Here is a 20,766-nt window from a genome sequence, read left to right on the forward strand (position 1 = left end):
GAAGGGTGCGGCCACCGATGGTGGCCGCACCCTTTGTCCGTCTGTCCGTCAGGCCCAGGTGATGAGCCGCTTCGGCTGCTCAAGGATCGCCGCGACATCGGCCAGCACCTTGGAGCCGAGTTCACCGTCGACCAGGCGGTGGTCGAACGACAGGGCCAGCGTGGTGACCTGACGCGGCTTCACCTTGCCCTTGTGGACCCACGGCTGGAGTTTGATCGCACCGACCGCCAGGATCGCGGACTCGCCCGGGTTGAGGATCGGCGTACCGGTGTCGACGCCGAAGACGCCGACGTTGGTGATGGTCACCGTGCCGCCCGCCATCGCCGCCGGGGACGTCTTGCCGTCCCGGGCCGTGGTGACCAGCTCGCCCAGCGCTTCCGCGAGCTGCGGCAGCGTCTTGTCGTGCGCGTCCTTGATGTTCGGCACGATGAGACCGCGCGGGGTGGCCGCGGCGATGCCCAGGTTGACGTAGTGCTTCTGCACGATCTCCTGGTCGGCCTCGTCCCAGGCGGCGTTGACCTCGGGGTTCCGCTTGATTGCGACGAGGAGGGCCTTGGCGATGATGAGGAGCGGGTTGACCCGCACCCCCGCCATGTCCTTGTCCTCCTTGAGCTCGGCCACGAGCTTCATCGTGCGCGTCACGTCGACCGTGACGAACTCGGTGACGTGCGGCGCGGTGAACGCGCTGCCGACCATCGCCTGAGCGATGGCCTTGCGGACGCCCTTGACCGGGATACGGGTCTCGCGGGCGGAATCCGAGGCGGCGGCGGGGACAGCGGCTGCCGGGGCCTGGGGGGCCACCGGGGACGCGACCGCCGCGGGAGCCTCGGAAGCGGCCGGAGCCGCCGCCGCGTGGACGTCCTCGCGGGTGATGATGCCGTCCTTGCCGGTCGGCACCACCGTCGCCAGGTCGATGCCCAGGTCCTTGGCCAGCTTGCGGACCGGCGGCTTGGCGAGCGGGCGGCCGCCTGCCGGAGCACCGGTCGGCGAGGCCGCCGCCGGAGCGGGCGCCGGCGCCCCGTGCCCGTTCAGCTCGGCCTGCACCGCCGCCGCGACGGCGGCGGCCTCGGGCGCGGCGGCCGCGCCCTTGCGCGGGCGGCGCTTGGTGGAGGTCTCGGCGACCCCGTAGCCCACCAGGACCGGCGTGCGGCCCTTCGGCGCGGCCTCGGCCTCCGGCGCCTCCACCGGCTCCTGGGCCGGAGCGGCGGCGGCCGGGGCGGGCGCGTCGCCGCTGCCCGGAGCCACGTCGATCGCGATGATCACCTGGCCGACATCGACGGTCGTGCCCTCGGGGAAGCGCAGCTCGTGCACCACCCCGTCGAACGGGATCGGCAGCTCGACGGCCGCCTTCGCCGTCTCGACCTCGCACACGACCTGGCCGTCGGTGACGGTGTCGCCGGGCTGGACGAACCACTTGAGGATCTCGGCCTCGGTCAGTCCTTCACCCACGTCGGGCATCTTGAACTCACGGAAGCGAGCAGACGTTTCGGTCATCGTCGTCACGAACCCTCTCCTCAGAACGCCAGCGAGCGGTCGACGGCGTCGAGCACCCGGTCCAGACCGGGCAGGTACTCGTCCTCCAGCCGGGCCGGCGGGTAGGGGACGTGGTAGCCGCCGACCCGCAGTACGGGGGCTTCGAGGTGGTAGAAGCAGCGCTCGGTGATCCGGGCGGCGATCTCCGCGCCGGAGCCGTAGAAGACGGGCGCCTCGTGGACGACCACGACCCGGCCGGTCCTCTCCGCCGACTTCTGGACGGCGTCGAAGTCGATCGGGGCCATCGAACGCAGGTCCAGGACCTCGATCGACTTGCCCTCCTCCTGGGCGGCCGCGGCCGCCTCAAGGCAGACCTTGACCATCGGCCCGTACGCGACGAGCGTGAGGTCGCTGCCCTCGCGGACGGTGACTGCCTTGTGCAGCGGGCCGGGGATGGACTCGGTGTCGACCTCGCCCTTGTCCCAGTAGCGGCGCTTGGGCTCGAAGAAGATGATGGGGTCGTCGCTCTGGACGGCCTGCTGCATCATCCAGTACGCGTCGCTCGCGTTGGACGGCGAGACCACCTTCAGGCCCGCGACGTGCGCGAAGAGCGCCTCGGGGGACTCGCTGTGGTGCTCGACGGCGCCGATGCCACCGCCGTACGGAATGCGCACGACGACCGGCAGCTTGACCTTGCCCAGCGCGCGGGCGTGCATCTTGGCGAGCTGCGTGACGATCTGGTCGTACGCGGGGAAGACGAAGCCGTCGAACTGGATCTCGACGATGGGGCGGTAGCCGCGCAGGGCCAGGCCGATCGCCGTGCCGACGATGCCGGACTCGGCGAGCGGGGTGTCGATCACCCGGTCCTCGCCGAAGTCCTTCTGCAGCCCGTCGGTGATCCGGAAGACACCGCCCAGTTTGCCGACGTCCTCGCCCATGATGAGGACCTTGGGATCGGTGTCGAGGGCGAGGCGGAGCGACTCGTTGAGCGCTTTCGCGATGGACATCTTTTCCGCGGCCATGGCTACTTGCCCTCCTCGGCAGAGTCGGCGAACGATGCCTGGTAGGCGGCGAACTGGGCGCGCTCCTCGTCCACGAGGGAGTTGCCGTCGGCGTAGGCGTGCTCGAACAGGGCCATCGGCTCCGGGTCGGGCATCGCGCGTACCGCTTCCCGTACCCGCTTGCCGAGGGTCTCGCTCTCCTCGTCCAGGGCGGTGAAGAAGGCGTCGTCCGCGAACTTCTCCTTCTCCAGGTACGCGCGCAGCCGCAGGATCGGGTCCTTGGCCTCCCAGGCGGCCCGCTCCTCGTCGGCCCGGTACTTCGTCGGGTCGTCGGAGGTGGTGTGGGCGCCCATGCGGTAGGTGAACGCCTCGACGAGGGTCGGCCCCTCGCCGCGGCGGGCCCGCTCCAGCGCGGAGCGGGTGACGGCGAGGCAGGCGAGGACGTCGTTGCCGTCGACGCGGACGCCGGGGAAGCCGAAGCCCTGGGCGCGCTGGTAGAGCGGCACGCGGGTCTGCCGCTCGGTGGGCTCGGAGATGGCCCACTGGTTGTTCTGGCAGAAGAAGACGACCGGGGCGTTGTAGACCGCGGAGAAGGTGAACGACTCGGCGACGTCGCCCTGGCTGGAGGCGCCGTCACCGAAGTACGCGATCACGGCGGAGTCCGCGCCGTCCTTGGCGACCCCCATGGCGTAGCCGGTGGCGTGCAGCGTCTGCGAGCCGATGACGATCGTGTACAGGTGGAAGTTGTTGCTGTTCGGGTCCCAGCCGCCGTGGTTCACACCGCGGAACATGCCGAGCAGGTTGGTCGGGTCCACGCCTCGGCACCAGGCGACCCCGTGCTCCCGGTAGGTCGGGAAGACGTAGTCGTCGTCGCGCAGGGCGCGGCCACTGCCGATCTGGGCGGCCTCCTGGCCGAGCAGCGAGGCCCACAGGCCCAGCTCGCCCTGACGCTGGAGGGCGGTCGCCTCGGCGTCGAAGCGGCGGGTGAGCACCATGTCCCGGTACAGGCCGCGCAGCTCTTCCGCGCTCAGGTCGATGCTGTAGTCCGGGTGCTCGACGCGCTCGCCCTCGGGCGTCAGCAGCTGTACGAGCTGGGGCTCGGCGCTCTGCGGCTTCTTGGCGGCGCTGGTCCGCTTGCTGGCGCGTCGCGGTTTACGCGCGGCGGCAGTGCTCTCCACGGTCACGTGCGTGCTCCTCCGTCGGTCCGGCCCCCGGGGTCTGCCGGGAACCAGTGCGGCTCGCCTGAGTCCGGAGCCGTGCACGGGGTGGGTGCCGGTCGGGCCGGGATCAGGCGTGACAGGTGCCCCGGCGAGCGCCCTGTCATAGGCACGTTACCCAGTGCATCGCATAACTGCGAAACCCTCTCTGACCTGCGATTTTGCTTGGATTTCCAAGTAAATCGAAAAAAACGCGAAGCGCTGCTGGTCAGGGCACTGGAAACAGCCTTGCAGGCCGCCGGAACAACGGCACGTTATCCCGCGGATCAGCGCCAGGGAAGAGCGGAGGGGAGGCGAGTATGTGAGACTGCGATCGTGCGCGAAGATGGAAAAATCACGGTATTTCTGCTCGACGATCATGAGGTCGTCCGGCGTGGCGTCCATGAGCTGCTCGCCTCCGAACCGGACATCGAGGTGGTCGGCGAGGCCGGCACGGCAGCGGACGCCCTGGCGCGGATCCCGGCGACGCGGCCCGACGTGGCGGTGCTCGACGTGCGGCTGCCGGACGGCAGCGGGGTGGAGGTGTGCCGGGAAGTCCGTTCCCAGGACGAGAACATCAAATGCCTGATGCTCACCTCGTACGCCGATGACGAGGCGCTTTTCGACGCGATCATGGCGGGCGCCTCGGGCTATGTGCTGAAGGCGATCCGCGGCGATGAACTGCTGAATGCCGTGCGGGACGTGGCGGCCGGAAAATCCCTGCTGGACCCCGTGGCGACCGCCCGGGTGCTGGAGCGGCTGCGTGACGGCGGCACCGCCAAGGGGGACGACCGGCTCGCGGGCCTCACCGAGCAGGAGCGCAAGATCCTGGACCTGATCGGGGAAGGGCTGACCAACCGCGTCATCGGGGAGCGGCTGCACCTCGCCGAGAAGACCATCAAGAACTACGTCTCCAGCCTGCTGTCCAAGCTGGGCATGGAACGCCGCTCGCAGGCCGCCGCGTACGTCGCACGGCTCCAGGCCGAGCGCCGCTGAACCGCCCCGGGCGGCGGGACTTTGGTCCCGCGCCACCCGGGGCAGGCGACTCTTACGCGGCCCCTACGCGCGGGGGACAGTGGAGGCCATGTCCTTCGACTCCCACGGCTCCCCCCGCGAACGCCGCGCGGTAGGCACGATCGAGCGGACCGGGCCGGCCGAGCCCCTCGATCTGCTCGGCCGGGTCCCCTACGGCCGCCTCGCGACCAGCATGCGGGCCCTGCCGTTCCTGGCGGTGGCCCGGCACGTCGTGAGCGACGGCCGCATCCTGCTGCGGATGCACCGGGGCTTCGGCCACCACGAAGCGTGCGACGGGAGCGTCGTGGCGTACGGGGCGGACAACTACAACGACGCGGCCTCGGGCGACGGCGGCAACCTGTGGTCGGTGCAGTTCACCGGGCCCGCCGAGATCGTGCGCCTCTGCCCCGAGCAGGAGGAACTGTTCGGCGCGGCTCCCGTCAGCGTCAACGGGGAGCCCTACGCGCCGGCGTACCTCCGGGTCGATCCGCACTTCGTCACGGAACACACGCTGGACTTCTGAGCCTGTGCCCCTCTAGCGCACCGGCAGGGGTGACCGCAAGTCCGCAAAGCGGCCACGCAGAGTGATCTAACATCTGGTAAGTGCCGCGCTCATATGTCACTCGTCCACCTGTTCCCCCGGTCGGCGAGGTGCTGCGCCGTTACCCCGGCGTGGGCGAGCCGCTCGCCTGCGAGCCGATCACCAAAGGCCTGCTGAACCACGGATACCGCGTCTCCACGACGAGCGGTTCCTACTTCCTCAAGCACCATCTCGACAAGAAGCACCTGGACGACACCAGCGGCGAACGCGCCGCGATCGTGCGCCAGCACCGTGCCACCCAGCGCCTGAAGTCGCTCGGTGTGCCCGTCGTGCCGCCGCTGACGGACACCCGGGGCGACACCGTCACCGTGATCGGCGAACGCTGCTACGCCCTGCACCCCTGGGTCGAGGGCCTCCACCGGGTCGGCGCCCAGCTGACCCTCGCCCAGTCGCGCCGGCTCGGCACGCTGCTCGGCACCGTGCACACCGGCCTGGAACAGGTGATGGCACCGCGCGACGGCCCGCCCCGCGCGAGCCCGCCCGGCCGGCCGGGACACCGCAGCCCCGACGCCGCCGACACCTTCGCGCTGATCGACGACCTGCTGGCCGCCGCGCGCGGCGAGGACGGCCGGGACACCCCGCGCGACGCGTTCGACGAACTCGCCGTGCACCGGCTCGTGGAGCGCCGCGCCCTGCTCGAACAGCACGCCCACCGCCGCCCGCCCACGCCGGAGGGGCCCGCCACCGGCTGGGTGCACGGGGACTTCCACCCGCTGAACCTGCTCTACCGGGGCGCCGACCCGGTCGCGATCGTGGACTGGGACCGGCTGGACGTACAGCCGCGTGCCGAGGAGGCGGTACGGGCGGCGGCGATCTTCTTCGTCCGGCCGGCCGGGGAGCTGGACCTCGCGAAGGTACGCGCCTACGCCCGGGCGTACCGGCGGGCCGCCGGGGCGGGGGCCGGGGAACTGGCGGCCGCGGTGCACCGGGTGTGGTGGGAGCGGCTCAACGACTTCTGGATACTGCGCTGGCGCTACCGCCTGGACGACCGCAGGGCCGACCCGCAGTTTCCCGCGGTGTCGGCCCTGGCGGTGTGGTGGACGCGCGAGTACGAGGCGGTGTGCGCGGCCTTCACGGAGTGACCGGCGCCGACCGGCGTGTGCCGGCCGGCTCCGGTGGATGCCTCAGCCCGTCGTGGCGCCCAGCGCCGTCTCGCCGGGCGTCGTGCCCGTACCGCCGTCCTCGCCGCCGGCCCCGCCGTCGTCACCGGCGCCGCCCGGGGTGCCGGGGTCGGTCGTCGGGTCCGTGGGCTCGCCCGTGGGCTCGCCGGTGCTGCCCTCGTTGGTGCTGCCGTCCGACGTGCCGCCGTCCGTGCCGGTCGGCGTCGGGGACGGGCTGAACGTCGGCTCGCTCGGGGTCGGGTCCGGGGTCCACTGCGGCGGGTTCGGCTCGGTCCGGCCACCGCTGGTGGTGTCCGGCTCCTCCGGCTCCTCGCTCTCCTCCTCGGTCGGCTCCTCCGAGGGCTCGTCCTCGGACTGGCTGACCGAGGTCGACGGGGTGACCGGGTCCTTCTTGTCGCCGTCGCCCTGCGCCGCGTTGAGGGCGAAGGCGACGCCCGCGCCGATCGCGATCAGGGCCAGCAGGACGAAGAGCCACATCTTGCCGCGCCCGCCGGAGCGCCGCTGCCCGCCGCCGTCGTACCCCCCGTCGTCCGGGTTGAACGGGGGCAGGATCGGGCCCTGCGAGGTGTCCCCGTGCATCGGGTGCCCCGTGCCCATCGCGCGGGTGGAGCCGGTCATGCCGTGCGGCGGAGTCTGGCCCCCCTCGTGCAGCGCGACCGGGCCGGTGTTCCAGGTGCCCGTGTGGCCGCCCTGCACCTGGAGCATCTGCAGGCTGTACTGGACGAGCCCGCGCATCTCCTCGGCGCTCTGGAAACGGTCGTCCGGGTCCTTCGCCAGCGAGCGCATCACCATCCCGTCCAGCTCCGGCGGGACCACGTCCGAGACCTCGGAGGGCGGCACCGGGATGTCCTGGACGTGCTGGTAGACCACCGAGAGCGGGGTCTCGCCGGTGAACGGGGGCCGCAGCGCCAGCAGCTCGTAGAGCAGGCAGCCGGTGGCGTACAGGTCGGACCGGTGGTCGACGGCCTTGCCGAGCGCCTGCTCGGGGGAGAGGTACTGCGGCGTACCCATGACCATGCCGGTCTGGGTCATCGTCGACTGCGCGCCGTGCAGCGCGCGGGCGATGCCGAAGTCCATCACCTTGACCGCGCCGGAATCCGTGATGATCACGTTGGCGGGCTTGATGTCGCGGTGCACGATGCCGTGCTGGTGCGAATAGGCGAGGGCTTCCAGTACACCCGAGACGATGATCAGCGCCTGCTCGGGCGGCGGGGCCTCGGCGGTCAGGAGCAGATCGCGGATGGTCCGGCCCTCGACCAGTTCCATCACGATGTACGGGACGGTCTGGCCGCCCACGACGTCCTCGCCGGAGTCGTACACGGCGACGATCGCATGGTGGTTGAGGCCCGCGACGGACTGTGCCTCGCGGGTGAAGCGGGCCTTGGAGACCGGGTCCTCGGCCAGGTCGGAGCGGAGCAGTTTCACCGCGACCGTGCGTCCGAGCCGGACGTCCTCCGCCGCGTAGACCTCTGCCATGCCGCCGCGGCCGAGCCGGTGGGTCATCCGGTAACGGCCGTCACCGACGACGCCGCCGACGCCCCAGGAGTCGGTGCCATCCGAGACTCCGCCGCCGTTTGCTTCGGAATCGGGTGCCATCAGTCCTCGCCGTCGTATCTGTCCGCGCGTCCGCGGGTTCTCACGGTGCCTTGCTGCATTGCCACGTCACGCTACAGCCTCCGCCGGACACCACGGTTCCGCTCCGGCAGGATCATCGGGCCGCCCGGCGCGTCCTGCACATGAATTTGATGCGTTTCCTGTAACGCTTCCGAGACGCTTCTTGTGCGTAGGGTCACGGAACGGGCACCCGGCTTGACGTGTCGGACCCCTACGGCAGACTTGGCGCGTAATCGCGTTGTACGGGAACCGCGTCGCACGCAATCACGTCAGACAGAAACACGTCGGACAGAAACACCGCGTGCGACCGCGCGCCGCCGAGGGGGATGCAAGTCATGAGCCAGGACGGCGCACAGGGCCGCTATGCGGGCGGGGCGGTCGCGGGCGGCCGCTACCAGCTGCGCGACCTGCTCGGCGAGGGCGGGATGGCGTCCGTCTACCTGGCCTACGACTCGGCCCTGGACCGCCAGGTCGCGATCAAGACCCTGCACACCGAGCTCGGCCGCGAGCAGTCCTTCCGCGAGCGCTTCCGGCGCGAGGCGCAGGCCGTCGCCAAGCTCCAGCACACCAACATCGTCTCCGTCTTCGACACCGGCGAGGACGAGCTCGGTGGTGCGCTGATGCCGTACATCGTCATGGAGTACGTCGAGGGGCAGCCGCTCGGCTCGGTGCTGGCGGCCGACATCCGCCAGCACGGCGCGATGCCGGCCGACAAGGCCCTCAAGGTGACGGCGGACGTGCTCGCCGCCCTGGAGACCAGCCATGAGATGGGCCTGGTCCACCGGGACATCAAGCCGGGCAACGTGATGATGACCAAGCGCGGCGTCGTCAAGGTCATGGACTTCGGCATCGCCCGCGCCATGCAGTCCGGCGTCACCTCGATGACCCAGACCGGCATGGTCGTCGGCACCCCGCAGTACCTCTCCCCCGAGCAGGCCCTCGGCCGCGGCGTCGACGCCCGGTCCGACCTCTACTCGGTCGGGATCATGCTCTTCCAGCTGCTCACCGGCCGGATCCCGTTCGACGCGGACTCACCGCTGGCCATCGCGTACGCGCATGTGCAGGAGGAGCCGGTCGCGCCCTCCAGCATCAACCGGTCGGTCACCCCGGCGATGGACGCCCTCGTCGCCCGCGCGCTCAAGAAGAACCCGAACGAGCGCTTCCCCAGCGCCGCCGCGATGCGCGACGAGATCGCCCGCGTGCTGAACGCCTCCGGCGGCCAGACCGGCGCCCCGATGATCGTGTCCGGCGGCGGGCCCGCCAACAGCGGCTCCGGCGTCGGCTCGGCGGTGTTCCCGCCGGTCGACCAGAGCGCCCCGGCGCCCCACAGCGTCCAGACGCCGTACCAGCCGCATCCGCACCAGCAGCCGGGGCCGTACAGCCAGCCCACGCCCGCGCCCACACCGAGCTACGGCTACCCGCAGTCCGGCCAGGTCCAGGGCTACCCGGCCCCGGGCCGGCTGTCCCACCAGACCCCGCCGCCGTACTCGATCAACCCGCAGCACGCGACGGCCGTGGGCACCACCGGTGGCGGCGGTTCGAAGCGGAACATGCCGGTCGTCGTCGGCTCGATCGTCGTGGCCCTGCTGGCCGTCGGCGGTCTGATCACCGCGATCGCCCTCCAGGGCGACGGCAAGGACGACGAGGCGGGCAAGGGCGGCGAGACGGGCACCGAGCAGGTGGAGGGCTACCGCCCGCCGGAGCGCAACCGGACGATGAAGGAGACGGAGTGCTCCAACGCCTCCGAGGACTCCAACGACCCGAAGAAGGTCCGCGCACCCAACTTCATCTACAAGGACATCCTGTCGGCGAAGTCGTGCGCGGCCGCCGCGGGCTGGACGATCAAGGTGATCGAGGAGCCGGGCAACACCTATGCCGAGGACCAGGTCGTCGGCCAGTTCCCGTCCTCCGGTGCGGCGGTCGACGAGCGCGGCGCCCACTTCGAGCTGAAGGTCTCCACCGGAAAGCCGTCCTGAACCACCGGGAAGCCGTCCTGGCCATCGGTATGCCGTCCTGAAACGCCGGTGTCCGAAGGTGATCGTTACGGTTCACGGATCTCGCCGGATCTTCGCCATGGACCGGTACGTGGACCGGTAACAGGCCCCTGTCTTCCGGATACCGCGTCCGGGATGCCGGATGCAGGGGCCCGTGTGACGCTGATCTCATGGCTCCAGGACTTCCGGCCGCATGGCCGTCGAGGTGTGCGGTCTGTCTGCTGGCGGCGGCCGGAGCGGCGCTGGGGCCGTCGGCCGGCTCCGCCCACGGTTCATCGGCGCCCCACGGTCCGCCGTCCGTGACCGCCACGGCACCGGGGACGTCGGGCCGTACCGCCACCGCATCCGCCGCCCCGTCCTCTCCGCCGCCCGCCCCGTCGGGCTCCGCGTCGCCCTCGGCGCTGCCTTCCGCGCTGCCCCTGCCGTCCGGCGTCCCGGCTTCCGGAGCGCCGGGGACCGGTCCGGCCCCGTCCTCCCCGGTGGCGACCGGAAGCGGCGCGCAGCCCCCCGGCGGAGCCGGTTCCGGGCCCGGGGCCGACGCACCGGAACCCTCTTCCTCCTCTTCCGCTTCGCCCGACGTATCGGGGTCGACGGCGCCCCTGGCCGGGCGCGAGGCCGGGGCGGGAAAGGCGCGTCCCGGGCGTTCGCTGTCGCCGATGGAGCTGGCGCGGGCCGGGGACCCCGTCGAGGAGGAACCGCCAAAGGAGACCGACCAGGGGATCGCGGACCCCGTCGACCTGCCTGCTTCCACGCCACCGCCCGACGCGTTCAGCGATCCGGGACAGCGTTCCGGGCAGGCGCTGGACGCCGCTGCCGTACGGCGGGTGCAGCAGGTCTCGCTCGGCACGGGCATCGCCCTGGTCGGGCTGGGACTCGGCTTCCTCGCGTTCCGTATGCGCCGCGCGAACTGATCGTCGCGCCTTTCCGTTCCGGCTCCGACGGAACTTGCCAGGACGAACATACTCGGTATACATACTCAGTATGTCCATTCGCCACGGCCTGCTGGCCCTGCTGGAGCGGGGCCCTCGTTACGGGTCCCAGCTCCGCACCGAGTTCGAGTCGCGCACCGGCTCCACCTGGCCCCTGAACGTCGGCCAGGTCTACACGACGCTCAGCCGCCTGGAGCGGGACGGGCTGATCGTCCAGGAGGGCTCGGACGACGCCGGGCACGACCTCTACGCGATCACCGACGAGGGCCGCACCGAGCTGCGCAGTTGGTTCGAGACCCCCGTGGACCGCACCAGTCCGCCCCGCGACGAACTGGCCATCAAGCTCGCCATGGCCGTGGGAGCCCCGGGCGTCGACATCCGGGACGTCATCCAGTCCCAGCGCCACCACACGCTCAAGGCGATGCAGGACTACACCCGGCTCAAGGCCCAGGCCCTGGCCGACGTCCCCGCCAACCGGGACGAGGTCGCCTGGCTCCTCGTCGTGGAGCAGCTGATCTTCCAGGCGGAGGCCGAGGCCCGCTGGCTCGACCACTGCGAGTCCCGGCTCGTCCGCCTCGCCACGGCCGCCGCCACGGAGCCCTCGACCGAGCCCGGCCGGGCGGCCACCCGCGGTCCGGCCCGTGCGCTGGCCGACCGCACCCGCTCCCAGCGCTGACACCGCGCCTCCCGGCCCCGGCACCGCCACTCCTGCCCGCCCCAGACCATTCCTGGTTTGTCACCAGTTGTCCCTAGGGGGAACCACCCGCCATGCCGTCCGCCACCCAGCCGCCCCCGTCGTCCTCCGGGACGCCCGGCGGCAGCCCCGTACTCGAACTGCGGGCGCTGACCCGTACCCATGGCTCCGGCGTCGCGGAGGTGCACGCCCTGCGCGGGATCGACCTCTCGGTCCACCCCGGTGAACTGGTCGCCGTGATGGGCCCCTCCGGCTCCGGCAAGTCCACCCTGCTGACCCTGGCCGGCGGGCTCGACACCGCCACGAGCGGCCAGGTCGTCATCGAGGGCCAGGACATCGCCGCTCTCGGTCCCAAGGGCATGGCCGCCCTGCGCCGCCGCAGCGTCGGCTACGTCTTCCAGGACTACAACCTCATCCCCGCCCTGACCGCCGCCGAGAACATCGCACTGCCCCGCGAACTCGACGGCGTCTCCGTGCGCAAGGCACGCAAGGAGGCCCTCGCCGCGCTGGCCGAGATGAAGCTTGCGGAGATCGCCGACCGCTTCCCCGACGAGATGTCCGGGGGCCAGCAGCAGCGCGTCGCCATCGCCCGCGCCCTGGTCGGCGACCGGCGCCTCGTGCTCGCCGACGAGCCGACCGGAGCGCTCGACTCCGAGACCGGCGAGGCCGTCCTCGCCCTGCTGCGCACCCGCTGCGACCAGGGCGCGGCCGGCGTCATGGTGACCCATGAGCCCCGGTACGCGGCCTGGGCCGACCGGGTCGTGTTCCTCCGGGACGGCTCGATCGTCGACCAGACGGTGACCACGGGAGCCGACTCCCTGCTCGCCGCCGGAACCACCGGGGCCACCGCGTGAACCCTCTCCCCGGCTGGCGCGCGGCCTTCCGCATAGCCCGGCGCGACGCGGCTCGGGCCAAGGGGCGCAGCGCCCTGGTCGTCGCGATGATCGCCCTGCCGGTCCTCGGCGTGACCGCCGCCGACCTCACCTACCGCAGCGCCCTGCCCACCAAGGCCGAGGAGCTGACGGCGGAACTGGGTTCGGCCGACGCCCGGTTCGCGGCCACGAGCATGGGCCCGGTGAAACTCCACCAGATGCCCGACGGCATCAACTGGAGCGCCCCCGAGGGCGCCCCCGACCCGACCCCCGAGGAGCAGGCGAAGCCGGTCGACGTGCCGACCGCCTTCCCGGAGGGTTCGCGGTATCTGACCGAGCGGAGTCTGCCCGCGGCGGTGACCACCCGGCACGGCATCGCCGACACCGCCATCACCGAACTGCGCATCTCCGACCCGATGATGCGCGGCCGGATCGAGCTGACCGACGGCTCCTACCCGCGCAAGAAGTCCGAGATCGCCGCGACCTCGGACTTCGTCAAGTCGGCCGGGCTCTCCATCGGCGACCGCGTCACCGTACGCGGCCCCGAGCAGACCTACACCCTCACCGGCACGGTCGAACTCCCCGCCGATCTGCGGGCTGACGCCCTCTACGCGCTCCCCGGCTCGGTCATCGCCCCGTGGCAGAAGTCCGCCGACCGCGACAAGACGATCCTGCCGCCCCAGCCGAGCGACCCGAAGTGGCTGGTGAAGGGCCCGGCCGGGGCGGGCGTGACCTGGCAGGACATCCTCGCGGCCAACAAGAGGGGCGTGGTGGTCGTCTCCCGCCAGGTCGCCCTGGACCCGCCGCCGGACTCCGAGGTTCCGATGGCCTCGATGAGCAGCGGGTACTCCACCGAGACGGAGACCACCGCCGCGGTTCTCACAGTGGCCGCCATGGCCGTCCTGGAGATCGTGCTGCTGGCCGGTCCGGCGTTCGCCGTGGGCGCGCGGCGTTCGCGCCGCCAGTTGGGCCTGGTCGGCTCGTGCGGCGGCAGCCGGGGCCAGGTCCGGGCCGTGGTGCTCGCGGGCGGCGCGGTGCTCGGCGGGGTCGGCGCGCTGGCCGGGGTCGGCGCCGGGTTCGGCCTGACCGCCCTGTTCCGCCCGATGATCGAGGACTACACGGGCAACCGCTTCGGCGAACTGACCGTACGGCCCTGGGAGATTCTCGCCATCGCCGTGCTCGGCCTGGTCACCGGTGTCCTCGCCGCGCTCGCCCCGGCGATCGTCGCGGGCCGCCAGTCGGTCCTGGAGTCGCTCACCGGCCGGCGCGGCACCCGGCGCAGCTCCCGCGTGCTGCCCGTGATCGGCGTCATCGCGCTCACCGCGGGTACCGGCGTCGCGGTCTACGGCGGGGTGGCCGGCGACACCGCCTTCGTCGCCGGCGGTTCCGTCCTGGCCGAACTGGGGGTGCTCGGCTGCATCCCGGTGATCGTCGGCTTCCTGGGCCGGCTCGGCAGGCGGCTCCCGCTCACGCCCCGGATCGCCCTGCGGGACGCGGCCCGCAACCGCGGCCGCACCGCCCCCGCGGTCGCCGCCGTGATGGCGGCCGTCGCGGGCAGCGTCGCCATCGCCACGTACACCAGCAGCCACGCTGTCGAGCAGGAGTACGACTTCGTGCCCAACATGACGCCGGGCACCGTCGCGCTGGCAGCCTCCGACATCGGGGCGGACGCCGAACTCCCCCGCTCCCGGGCGGCCGTCGAGCAGAACTACCCGGTCAGCGGCAGGCCCGCCGACTTCGGGCGGGTCTGGGCCGGCAGCGACTGCTCGGTCTACTACGAGGAGGAGAACGGCTGCGGCACCCTCGAACTCGTCAAGCCCACCGGCAAGGGCCACGCCTGCGCGCTCAAGGGCAAGGGCGCCAGGGAACTCGCCCTGCGGCTCTCCGCCGACGAGCACAAGCGGATGATGAACTCCCCGGCCTGCATGGACGAGAACTACACGATGGTCGCGTTCGGCACCGGTGACCACAAGATCGTCATCGGCGGAGCGGACGTCCTCGACACGTATGTGAAGCTCGACGACCCGGCGGCGGCGAAGGCCCTGGCCGAGGGCTTCCCCGTGCTGCTGAACCCGGCGTACGCGGAGAGGGGCGAGGTCACCCTCAAGGCCGCCCACATCTACAACGACCGGGACAAGAAGAACCGGGCCCGGCACCCCGGCAAGGCCCGCACCACCACGGATCGGCTGAAGGTGTACGTCGCGCCGGACCGCTTCGCCGCGACGCCCGGCATCCGGATGATCATGCCGCAGAGGACCGCCGAGCGGCTCGGGCTGCACGTCGAGGAGTACGGCAGCTTCTACGCGCTCGGCCGCGATGCCACGGACGCCGAGGAGCAGGCGGCCCACGCGGCCCTCGACCGGGCCGGTAACCGTGCGTACCTGATGAGCTCCAACGAGATCTTCCGGACCCAGGACGACACGATCCTGCTGATCCTCGCCCTCTTCGCCGGTGTGGTGACCCTGGGCGCGGCGGCCATCACCACCGGGCTGTCCAAGGCCGACGCGGAGGCCGACCTCACCACGCTCAGTGCGGTGGGCGCGCCCCCGGGCGTACGGCGTTCGCTGTCCGGCTTCCAGTGCCTGGTCGTGGCCCTGACCGGGGTCCTGCTGGGAACGGCGGCGGGGCTCGTCCCCGCGGTCGCCCTGCGCCTGACCGATCTGCGCGCGGCGCTGGCGGAGATGCGCGAGGACCCGATGCAGTCGGCGTACACGCCGATCGTGATGCCGTGGGAGACCGTCGGGCTGCTGGCCCTGGTCGTCCCGGTGCTCGCCGGTCTGCTGGCCGCCGCTCTCACCAGCTCCCGGCTGACCCTGGCCCGGCGCGCGGGCTGAACGGCGTGTCCGGGCCTCCCGGAAGGGTTCCGGTGCCCCCGAAGACGGTGGATCTTCCGTTTTCGGGGGCACCAACGTGGTGTACGGCACGTGTGCGAGACAATGGCGGCATGGAAATGCCGAGGAATGACCGGTCGCAGGAGCACCCGCAGGTCCTTGTCGTGGGCCAGGACGGAATGGCTATCGGCGGCGGTGCCAGTGACGACGAGTCGCGCGAGGTCCCGGTGACGGAAATGGTGGAACAGCCCGCGAAGGTCATGCGCATCGGCAGCATGATCAAGCAACTTCTGGAGGAGGTCAGGGCGGCTCCTCTCGACGAGGCGAGCCGGGTCAGGCTCAAGGAGATCCACGCCAGCTCCGTGAAGGAGCTGGAGGACGGCCTGGCGCCCGAGCTGGTCGAGGAGCTGGAGCGGCTCTCCCTGCCGTTCACCGAGGAGTCGGTGCCCTCCGAGGCCGAGCTGCGGATCGCCCAGGCCCAGCTCGTGGGCTGGTTGGAGGGGCTCTTCCACGGAATCCAGACGGCGCTGTTCGCCCAGCAGATGGCGGCTCGCGCCCAGCTGGAGCAGATGCGCCGCGCCCTGCCGCCCGGTATGGCCCACGAGGACGAGGAAGGCGGTGCGGACCCGCACGGCCCGATCCGTTCGGGCCCCTACCTGTAATTCCGTGTCCGTTCCCGATCCGGGCCCGGCCCGGATCGGGAACGGACCTGATCAGCCGGCCGCCGGCGTCACCAGCAGGACCTTGCCGATGTGCGCACTGGACTCCAGCACCCGGTGCGCCTCGGCGGCGTCCGCCATCGGCAGCGCCCGGTCCACCACGGGCTTGACCACCCCGCCGCCGATCAACGGCCACACGTGCTCGCGTACGGCGGCGACGATGGCGGCCTTCTCCTGGAGCGGGCGGCCCCGCAGGGAGGTCGCGGTGACGGCGGCCCGCTTGGCCAGCAGGGCTCCGAGGTTCAGCTCACCCTTGGCACCGCCCTGGAGACCGATGATCGCGAGGCGGCCGTTGACGGCGAGCGCCTGGACGTTCCGGTCCAGGTACTTGGCGCCGATCAGGTCCAGGATGACGTCGGCCCCCGCTCCGGCGGTGTTCTCCCGGATCTCCTCGACGAAGTCCTGCTCGCGGTAGTTGATGAGGATGTCCGCCCCCAGCTCCGCGCACCGGGCGAGCTTCTCGGGACTGCCCGCCGTGACCGCGACCCGGGCCCCGACGGCCTTCGCCAGCTGGGTCGCCATCGTGCCGATGCCGCTGGAGCCGCCGTGCACCAGGAAGGTCTCGCCGGGACGCAGATGGGACACCATGAAGACGTTGGACCACACCGTCGCGGTGACCTCGGGCAGCGCCGCGGCCTCCACCACGTCGACGCCCTCCGGCACTGGGAGGAGCTGGCCGGCCGGAACGGCGACCTTCTCCGCGTAACCGCCGCCCGCCAGCAGCGCGCACACGGCGTCGCCGACCGCCCAGCCGGTCACCCCGGGACCGAGCGCGACGACACGGCCCGCGCACTCCAGGCCGGGGTAGGGGGACGCGCCGGGCGGCGGGTCGTAGAAGCCCTGCCGCTGGAGCACATCGGCACGGTTCACAGCGCTGGCGACGACCTCGACGAGGACCTCGCCCTCGCCGGGTACGGGATCGGGCACCTCGGCCCAGACGAGCGCCTCGGGGCCACCGGGTTCGGGAATCGTGATCGCATGCATGGCCGCGAGGCTACTCCCGCCGCGCTCGCCGGGGCGGATGCCTCGTCGATCAGGGTCGCTGGTGCGGAGGCATCGGGTTCTTCGGCACCGCGGTCGAACTGGGGCTCGCTCGCACGATGGTGATGACCCGGTCCGTCAACTGCAGGGGGCTGGCCGCCGGATCGTCGTAACCGAGCAGCCGGTGTCCGCGCAGCACACTGACGACCAGATCATCCGTCTCCCGTACGCTCTTGCCCACCTCGGCCTTTATGACCGGCCGTTCGACGAGATCGAGGCCGCTGCCCTGCTGGATCAGGTCCTCCATCACGGTGCCCGCGCTCGGGCTGAGGACGGAGAGGCCGAGCAGCCGTCCGGCGGCGCTGGCGCTGGTGATCACAGCGTCCGCGCCGGACTGCCGGAGCAGGGGCGCGTTCTCCTCCTCACGGACCGCCGCCACGATCTTCGCCCCGCGGTTCAACTGGCGCGCGGTCAGCGCGACCAGGACGGCGGTGTCGTCGCGCTGGGTCGCGATGATGATCTGACGCGCCTTCTGGAGCTCGGCACGGAGCAGCACATCGCTGCGGGTGGCGTCACCGAGCACACCGGTGAAGCCCTCGGCGTTGGCGGCCTCGATCACCTTGGTGGCCGGGTCGACGATGACGATCTGGTCCTTCGACAGACCGGTGGCACAGAGGGTCAGAATCGCCGAGCGGCCCTTCGTGCCGAAGCCGACGACGACGGTGTGGTCTCGCAAGTTGGCTCTCCAACGCTTCAGCCGGAAGTCCTCCCGGGTCCGCTCCGTGAGGACCTCGAGAGTGGTACCGACCAGGATGATCAGGAACATCACGCGCAGCGGTGTCACGAGCACCACGTTGATCAGCCGTGCTCCGTCGCTGTACGGCGTGATGTCGCCGTACCCGGTGGTGGAGAGGGTGACCGTCGCGTAGTAGATCGCGTCCAGCAGGTCGACCTTGCCGTCGGCGTTGTCGTTGTAACCGCTGCGGTCGAGCCAGACGATCAGCACGGTCGCGGCCAGCACGAGCAGCGCCATCAGCAGGCGCTTGGCGACCTGGCGGGCGGGCCCGAGGGCCACCCGGCGGGGGAGCATCACCCGGGTCGGCACGACCAGTTCGTCGGCTCGCCTGGCCATCGCATCGTGGCCGGGAAGTTTCACGTGAAACACCCTTCCGTCCACGGCGTCGCCGGGGCCCATGGGAGATCCAGAATCTCCACCTCGGTGCCGGACCGTACCCCGCCCGGCGGCACCACAGCCAGTCCGTCGGCCGCGGCGATCCCCCGCAGCATCGCAGGGCCGTTGTAACGCAGCGGCGCGACATGGTCCCGGCCGCCCGCCCGGCCCGGGCGATGGACCACGGGGACGAGGCGGGTGTCGTGCGGATGGCCGTGCACCTCGGCGTGGACCAGGGCCCGGTACGGGTCCTGGGCAGCGCGGCCCGCGATGCCCGCGAGCAGCGGCTCCGCGAGCGTCAGCAGTCCTGATACGGCCGCGAGCGGATTACCGGGCAGTCCGACGAGATACGGCCCCTCCGGCGACAGCCGGGCCAGCAGCATGGGGTGGCCGGGGCGGACCGCGACCCCGTCCACGAGCAGTTCGGCCCCGAGGGCATCGAGGACCGGGTGCACATGGTCGACCGGACCGGCGGCGGTGCCCCCGGTGGTGACGATCAGGTCGGCGTCGGAGGAGGTGAGGGCGGAGCGCAGCGCCCCGGCGTCGTCCCCGAGCCGGCGGGGGCCGGAGACCTCGGCGCCGAGGGCCCGCAGCCAGGGGCCGAGCATGGGGCCCAGAGCGTCCCGGATCAGCCCGTCGTGGGGCAGACCGGCGTTGAGCAGTTCGTCGCCGAGGACGAGGATGTCGACGCGTGGGCGGGGCACGACGGGAAGCGCGTCGTACCCGGCGGCCGCGGCGAGGCCGAGCACCGCCGGGGTCACGACCGTCCCGGCCGGAACAAGCTGCTCGCCCGAGCGGCATTCCTGGCCCCGGGGTCTGATGTCCTGCCCGGTGGCCACGGACCGCCGGGCGTGCAGCAGCCCTCTGGCCTCGTCGACGTGGGCGTGCTCGCTGCGGATGACCGCCGTGGTGTCCGGCGGTACCCGGGCGCCGGTGGCGATCCGTACGGCGGTGCCGTCGGGCAGCGCGGCGGCCGGGCCGCGTCCGGCGAGGAGTTCCGCCCCGGTCTCGAACGTCCAGGGGCCGGGTCCGGCCACCGCCCAGCCGTCCATGGCCGAGGTGTCGAAGGACGGCAGATCGGTGAGCGCGCCGAGCGCCTCTGCCAACACGTGCCCCAGCGCACGGTCGAGCGGCAACCGGATCGTCGCGGGCGGGCCGCCCCGCCCCGCCTGGGCCGCGACCGCCCGTGCCCGGTCCCAGGACGGGGGCGGGGGCGTGGCTTCTGCGGGGTCGCCCGGGGAGGTCCGATCGGGGAGGGGCGGCTGTTCGCTGCCGGGCGCGGGGGTGGTGGCCGGAGTAGCGGAGCGGTTGTCGTACGGGTCGCTGTCGCGGCCGTCGTACGGGTCGCTGTCGCGGCCGTCGTACGGGGCGCTGCTCCGGCTGGCGTCCAGGCCCTCGTCCCGGGGGCCTCGGGAGTGCCGGGGGTCCCGGCTGCGGCTCGGACGCTCGTCCGACCCTCCGGACCCGTCGGACCGGCCCGCCCCGCCCGACCCGCCGACCAGGGCGAGCGCCTGCTCGACGGCCCGCTCCTCCTCCTCGCGTGCGCGTTCGCTCGCGGACCCGGCGGCACGGAAGTCACTGCCGGGCTCGCGGCGCGGCCCGTCGGAGCCGGTCACGGTGTCCCGGTCCCCTCGCGGTCGGCGTCGGGCTTCGCCTCGCCCGCCGTCCCGCCCGCCGCTTCGCCGCCCTGTCCCGCCGACTCGGCCGCCTCCGCTTCCCAGCGCAGAGCGAGGGCGGTGGCCTTGCGCGAGGCTTCCGCGACCGCAGCCGCGGCCTCGTCGGGGCCCGCACCGGCGCTCGCCCTGGCTGCCGCGTACCCGACCAGGAAGGTCGTGAGCGGGGCGGCGGGCCGGGCGACTCCGTGCGCGGCGTCACGGGCGAGGTCGAGCAGGACACCGGTGTCGACGTCGAGTTCGATTCCCAGTTCGTTCTTGACCGAGGTGATCCATTCGTCCAGCACGGCCCCATGCTCCCTGATCCGGGCTCGGGCGGCGGCGATGTCGCTCCAAGTGTCGCAGTCGAACGTGGCGACAGGACCCGCGTCGATCCGGGCGAGCTCCAGCTCGGCCGTCAGGATCCGGAGCGGCAGCCCGGCGGAGCTCCCGTACTCGGTGGCGATCAGGGCCAGCTCCCGACGGAGCGGCTCGGCGCGGTACGCGGCCACGAGCGGCTGTTCGCGCCCGTCGGGGTCGGTGCACAGAGCGCCTTCCCGGCCGGGCTGTCCGGCGGCGGAGAGCAGCGCGTCGACCGTGCCCGGGCCGAGGAAAGGCAGGTCGGCGGAGAGAACGAGAACGTACTCCGCCGTCGTCAGCTTCAGCCCTGCGCCGAGCGCCGCCAACGGGCCTCCGCCCTGAGGCACTTCCCGGGTCCAGAGGACCGGCCTGACGGTCGCGCGACGGTCACCCACCACGACGGTGCGAGCCGCGCCGTCGCAGGCCGCGAGGACCCGGTCGAGCAGCGCCCGGCCGCCCACCCGGACTCCTGGCTTGTCGGCGCCGCCGAGCCGCTTCGCGGCCCCTCCGGCAAGGACGATCACGTCGTAGGCGGTCATACGT

Annotated in this window: 17 protein-coding genes; 9 read left to right on the forward strand and 8 right to left on the reverse strand. The window is 72.2% G+C overall.

The genetic code is table 11. The features are described 5' to 3' along the window. Positions 1-48: 48 nt before the first annotated feature. The 3 genes from RNL97_RS15990 to pdhA are packed head-to-tail and all read right to left on the reverse strand — an operon-like array spanning position 49 to position 3,658. Positions 49-1,503, reverse strand: a complete 1,455-nt coding sequence (locus RNL97_RS15990) for a dihydrolipoamide acetyltransferase family protein (RefSeq protein WP_313750851.1) — start codon at positions 1,501-1,503, stop codon at positions 49-51. An 11-nt stretch (positions 1,504-1,514) separates the two neighbouring features. After that, on the reverse strand, positions 1,515-2,495 hold the full coding sequence (locus RNL97_RS15995) for an alpha-ketoacid dehydrogenase subunit beta (RefSeq protein ID WP_030585828.1): 981 nt from the start codon (positions 2,493-2,495) through the stop codon (positions 1,515-1,517). Between the two features lie 2 nt (positions 2,496-2,497). Further along, entirely contained in the window at positions 2,498-3,658 is a 1,161-nt protein-coding gene (gene pdhA, locus RNL97_RS16000) for a pyruvate dehydrogenase (acetyl-transferring) E1 component subunit alpha (protein ID WP_243314387.1), read from the reverse strand. A gap of 348 nt (positions 3,659-4,006) precedes the next feature. On the opposite strand from pdhA, the gene RNL97_RS16005 reads away from it, so the two are divergent. The 3 genes from RNL97_RS16005 (at position 4,007) to RNL97_RS16015 (ending at position 6,367) form a co-directional block, all read left to right on the forward strand. Beyond that, positions 4,007-4,666, forward strand: coding sequence for a response regulator (locus RNL97_RS16005; protein ID WP_030585833.1), 660 nt, complete (start codon positions 4,007-4,009; stop codon positions 4,664-4,666). Between the two features lie 88 nt (positions 4,667-4,754). Next, complete coding sequence (locus tag RNL97_RS16010) at positions 4,755-5,207, forward strand: pyridoxamine 5'-phosphate oxidase family protein (RefSeq protein ID WP_030585836.1); 453 nt, start codon at positions 4,755-4,757, stop codon at positions 5,205-5,207. A 128-nt stretch (positions 5,208-5,335) separates the two neighbouring features. Further along, a complete protein-coding gene (locus RNL97_RS16015) occupies positions 5,336-6,367 on the forward strand; it encodes a phosphotransferase (protein ID WP_030585838.1) in 1,032 nt (343 codons plus the stop codon). Between the two features lie 42 nt (positions 6,368-6,409). Here the strand turns inward: RNL97_RS16015 and RNL97_RS16020 are convergent, their stop codons facing one another. Further along, entirely contained in the window at positions 6,410-8,002 is a 1,593-nt protein-coding gene (locus tag RNL97_RS16020) for a protein kinase domain-containing protein (protein ID WP_243314389.1), read from the reverse strand. A 353-nt stretch (positions 8,003-8,355) separates the two neighbouring features. Here RNL97_RS16020 and RNL97_RS16025 point away from each other — a divergent pair, with 353 nt between their 5' ends. The 6 genes from RNL97_RS16025 (at position 8,356) to RNL97_RS16050 (ending at position 16,002) form a co-directional block, all read left to right on the forward strand. Next, the gene (locus RNL97_RS16025; protein WP_030585843.1) at positions 8,356-9,996 is read left to right on the forward strand and encodes a protein kinase domain-containing protein; all 1,641 of its coding nucleotides are present in this window, start codon (positions 8,356-8,358) and stop codon (positions 9,994-9,996) included. A 188-nt stretch (positions 9,997-10,184) separates the two neighbouring features. After that, positions 10,185-10,925 (forward strand): hypothetical protein, encoded by a 741-nt coding sequence (locus RNL97_RS16030; protein WP_243314390.1) that lies wholly within the window; start codon positions 10,185-10,187, stop codon positions 10,923-10,925. A 70-nt stretch (positions 10,926-10,995) separates the two neighbouring features. After that, positions 10,996-11,619 carry a PadR family transcriptional regulator gene (locus RNL97_RS16035; RefSeq protein WP_030585848.1) on the forward strand — a complete coding sequence of 208 codons (624 nt, stop codon included), beginning with the start codon at positions 10,996-10,998 and terminating at the stop codon, positions 11,617-11,619. 92 nt (positions 11,620-11,711) lie between these two features. Continuing rightward, entirely contained in the window at positions 11,712-12,491 is a 780-nt protein-coding gene (locus RNL97_RS16040) for an ABC transporter ATP-binding protein (protein ID WP_243314391.1), read from the forward strand. Continuing rightward, the gene (locus tag RNL97_RS16045; RefSeq protein WP_243314392.1) at positions 12,488-15,343 is read left to right on the forward strand and encodes an FtsX-like permease family protein; all 2,856 of its coding nucleotides are present in this window, start codon (positions 12,488-12,490) and stop codon (positions 15,341-15,343) included. Before RNL97_RS16040 ends, RNL97_RS16045 begins: the two co-directional genes overlap by 4 nt. Positions 15,344-15,453: 110 nt before the next feature. Then, a complete protein-coding gene (locus tag RNL97_RS16050; RefSeq protein WP_006125928.1) occupies positions 15,454-16,002 on the forward strand; it encodes a bacterial proteasome activator family protein in 549 nt (182 codons plus the stop codon). Between the two features lie 51 nt (positions 16,003-16,053). On the opposite strand, the gene RNL97_RS16055 is transcribed toward RNL97_RS16050, so the two are convergent. Genes RNL97_RS16055 through RNL97_RS16070 form a run of 4 tightly spaced genes read right to left on the reverse strand, consistent with a single transcriptional unit; the run spans position 16,054 to position 20,762 of the window. Next, the gene (locus tag RNL97_RS16055) at positions 16,054-17,043 is read right to left on the reverse strand and encodes an NAD(P)H-quinone oxidoreductase (protein ID WP_030585856.1); all 990 of its coding nucleotides are present in this window, start codon (positions 17,041-17,043) and stop codon (positions 16,054-16,056) included. A gap of 49 nt (positions 17,044-17,092) precedes the next feature. Next, positions 17,093-18,235 (reverse strand): potassium channel family protein, encoded by a 1,143-nt coding sequence (locus tag RNL97_RS16060; protein WP_030585858.1) that lies wholly within the window; start codon positions 18,233-18,235, stop codon positions 17,093-17,095. Next, positions 18,193-19,827, reverse strand: coding sequence for a molybdopterin molybdotransferase MoeA (locus tag RNL97_RS16065; protein WP_243314393.1), 1,635 nt, complete (start codon positions 19,825-19,827; stop codon positions 18,193-18,195). The genes RNL97_RS16060 and RNL97_RS16065 overlap by 43 nt, the downstream gene beginning before the upstream one ends. Next, positions 19,824-20,762 (reverse strand): NTP transferase domain-containing protein, encoded by a 939-nt coding sequence (locus tag RNL97_RS16070; RefSeq protein WP_243314394.1) that lies wholly within the window; start codon positions 20,760-20,762, stop codon positions 19,824-19,826. The genes RNL97_RS16065 and RNL97_RS16070 overlap by 4 nt, the downstream gene beginning before the upstream one ends. Between the last annotated feature and the right edge of the window lie 4 nt (positions 20,763-20,766).

The organism is Streptomyces parvus (assembly GCF_032121415.1).
Taxonomy (GTDB): Bacteria; Actinomycetota; Actinomycetes; order Streptomycetales; family Streptomycetaceae; genus Streptomyces; species Streptomyces globisporus_A.

Coding starts and splice junctions, on each gene's coding strand:
- RNL97_RS15995 (WP_030585828.1), bottom strand. CDS start 2,495: ATGGCCGCGGAAAAGATGTCCATCGCGAAAGCGCTCAACGAGTCGCTC.
- RNL97_RS16050 (WP_006125928.1), top strand. CDS start 15,454: ATGGAAATGCCGAGGAATGACCGGTCGCAGGAGCACCCGCAGGTCCTT.
- RNL97_RS16010 (WP_030585836.1), top strand. CDS start 4,755: ATGTCCTTCGACTCCCACGGCTCCCCCCGCGAACGCCGCGCGGTAGGC.
- RNL97_RS16070 (WP_243314394.1), bottom strand. CDS start 20,762: ATGACCGCCTACGACGTGATCGTCCTTGCCGGAGGGGCCGCGAAGCGG.
- RNL97_RS16055 (WP_030585856.1), bottom strand. CDS start 17,043: ATGCATGCGATCACGATTCCCGAACCCGGTGGCCCCGAGGCGCTCGTC.
- RNL97_RS16035 (WP_030585848.1), top strand. CDS start 10,996: ATGTCCATTCGCCACGGCCTGCTGGCCCTGCTGGAGCGGGGCCCTCGT.
- RNL97_RS16030 (WP_243314390.1), top strand. CDS start 10,185: ATGGCTCCAGGACTTCCGGCCGCATGGCCGTCGAGGTGTGCGGTCTGT.
- RNL97_RS16060 (WP_030585858.1), bottom strand. CDS start 18,235: ATGGGCCCCGGCGACGCCGTGGACGGAAGGGTGTTTCACGTGAAACTT.
- RNL97_RS16025 (WP_030585843.1), top strand. CDS start 8,356: ATGAGCCAGGACGGCGCACAGGGCCGCTATGCGGGCGGGGCGGTCGCG.
- RNL97_RS16020 (WP_243314389.1), bottom strand. CDS start 8,002: ATGGCACCCGATTCCGAAGCAAACGGCGGCGGAGTCTCGGATGGCACC.
- RNL97_RS16040 (WP_243314391.1), top strand. CDS start 11,712: ATGCCGTCCGCCACCCAGCCGCCCCCGTCGTCCTCCGGGACGCCCGGC.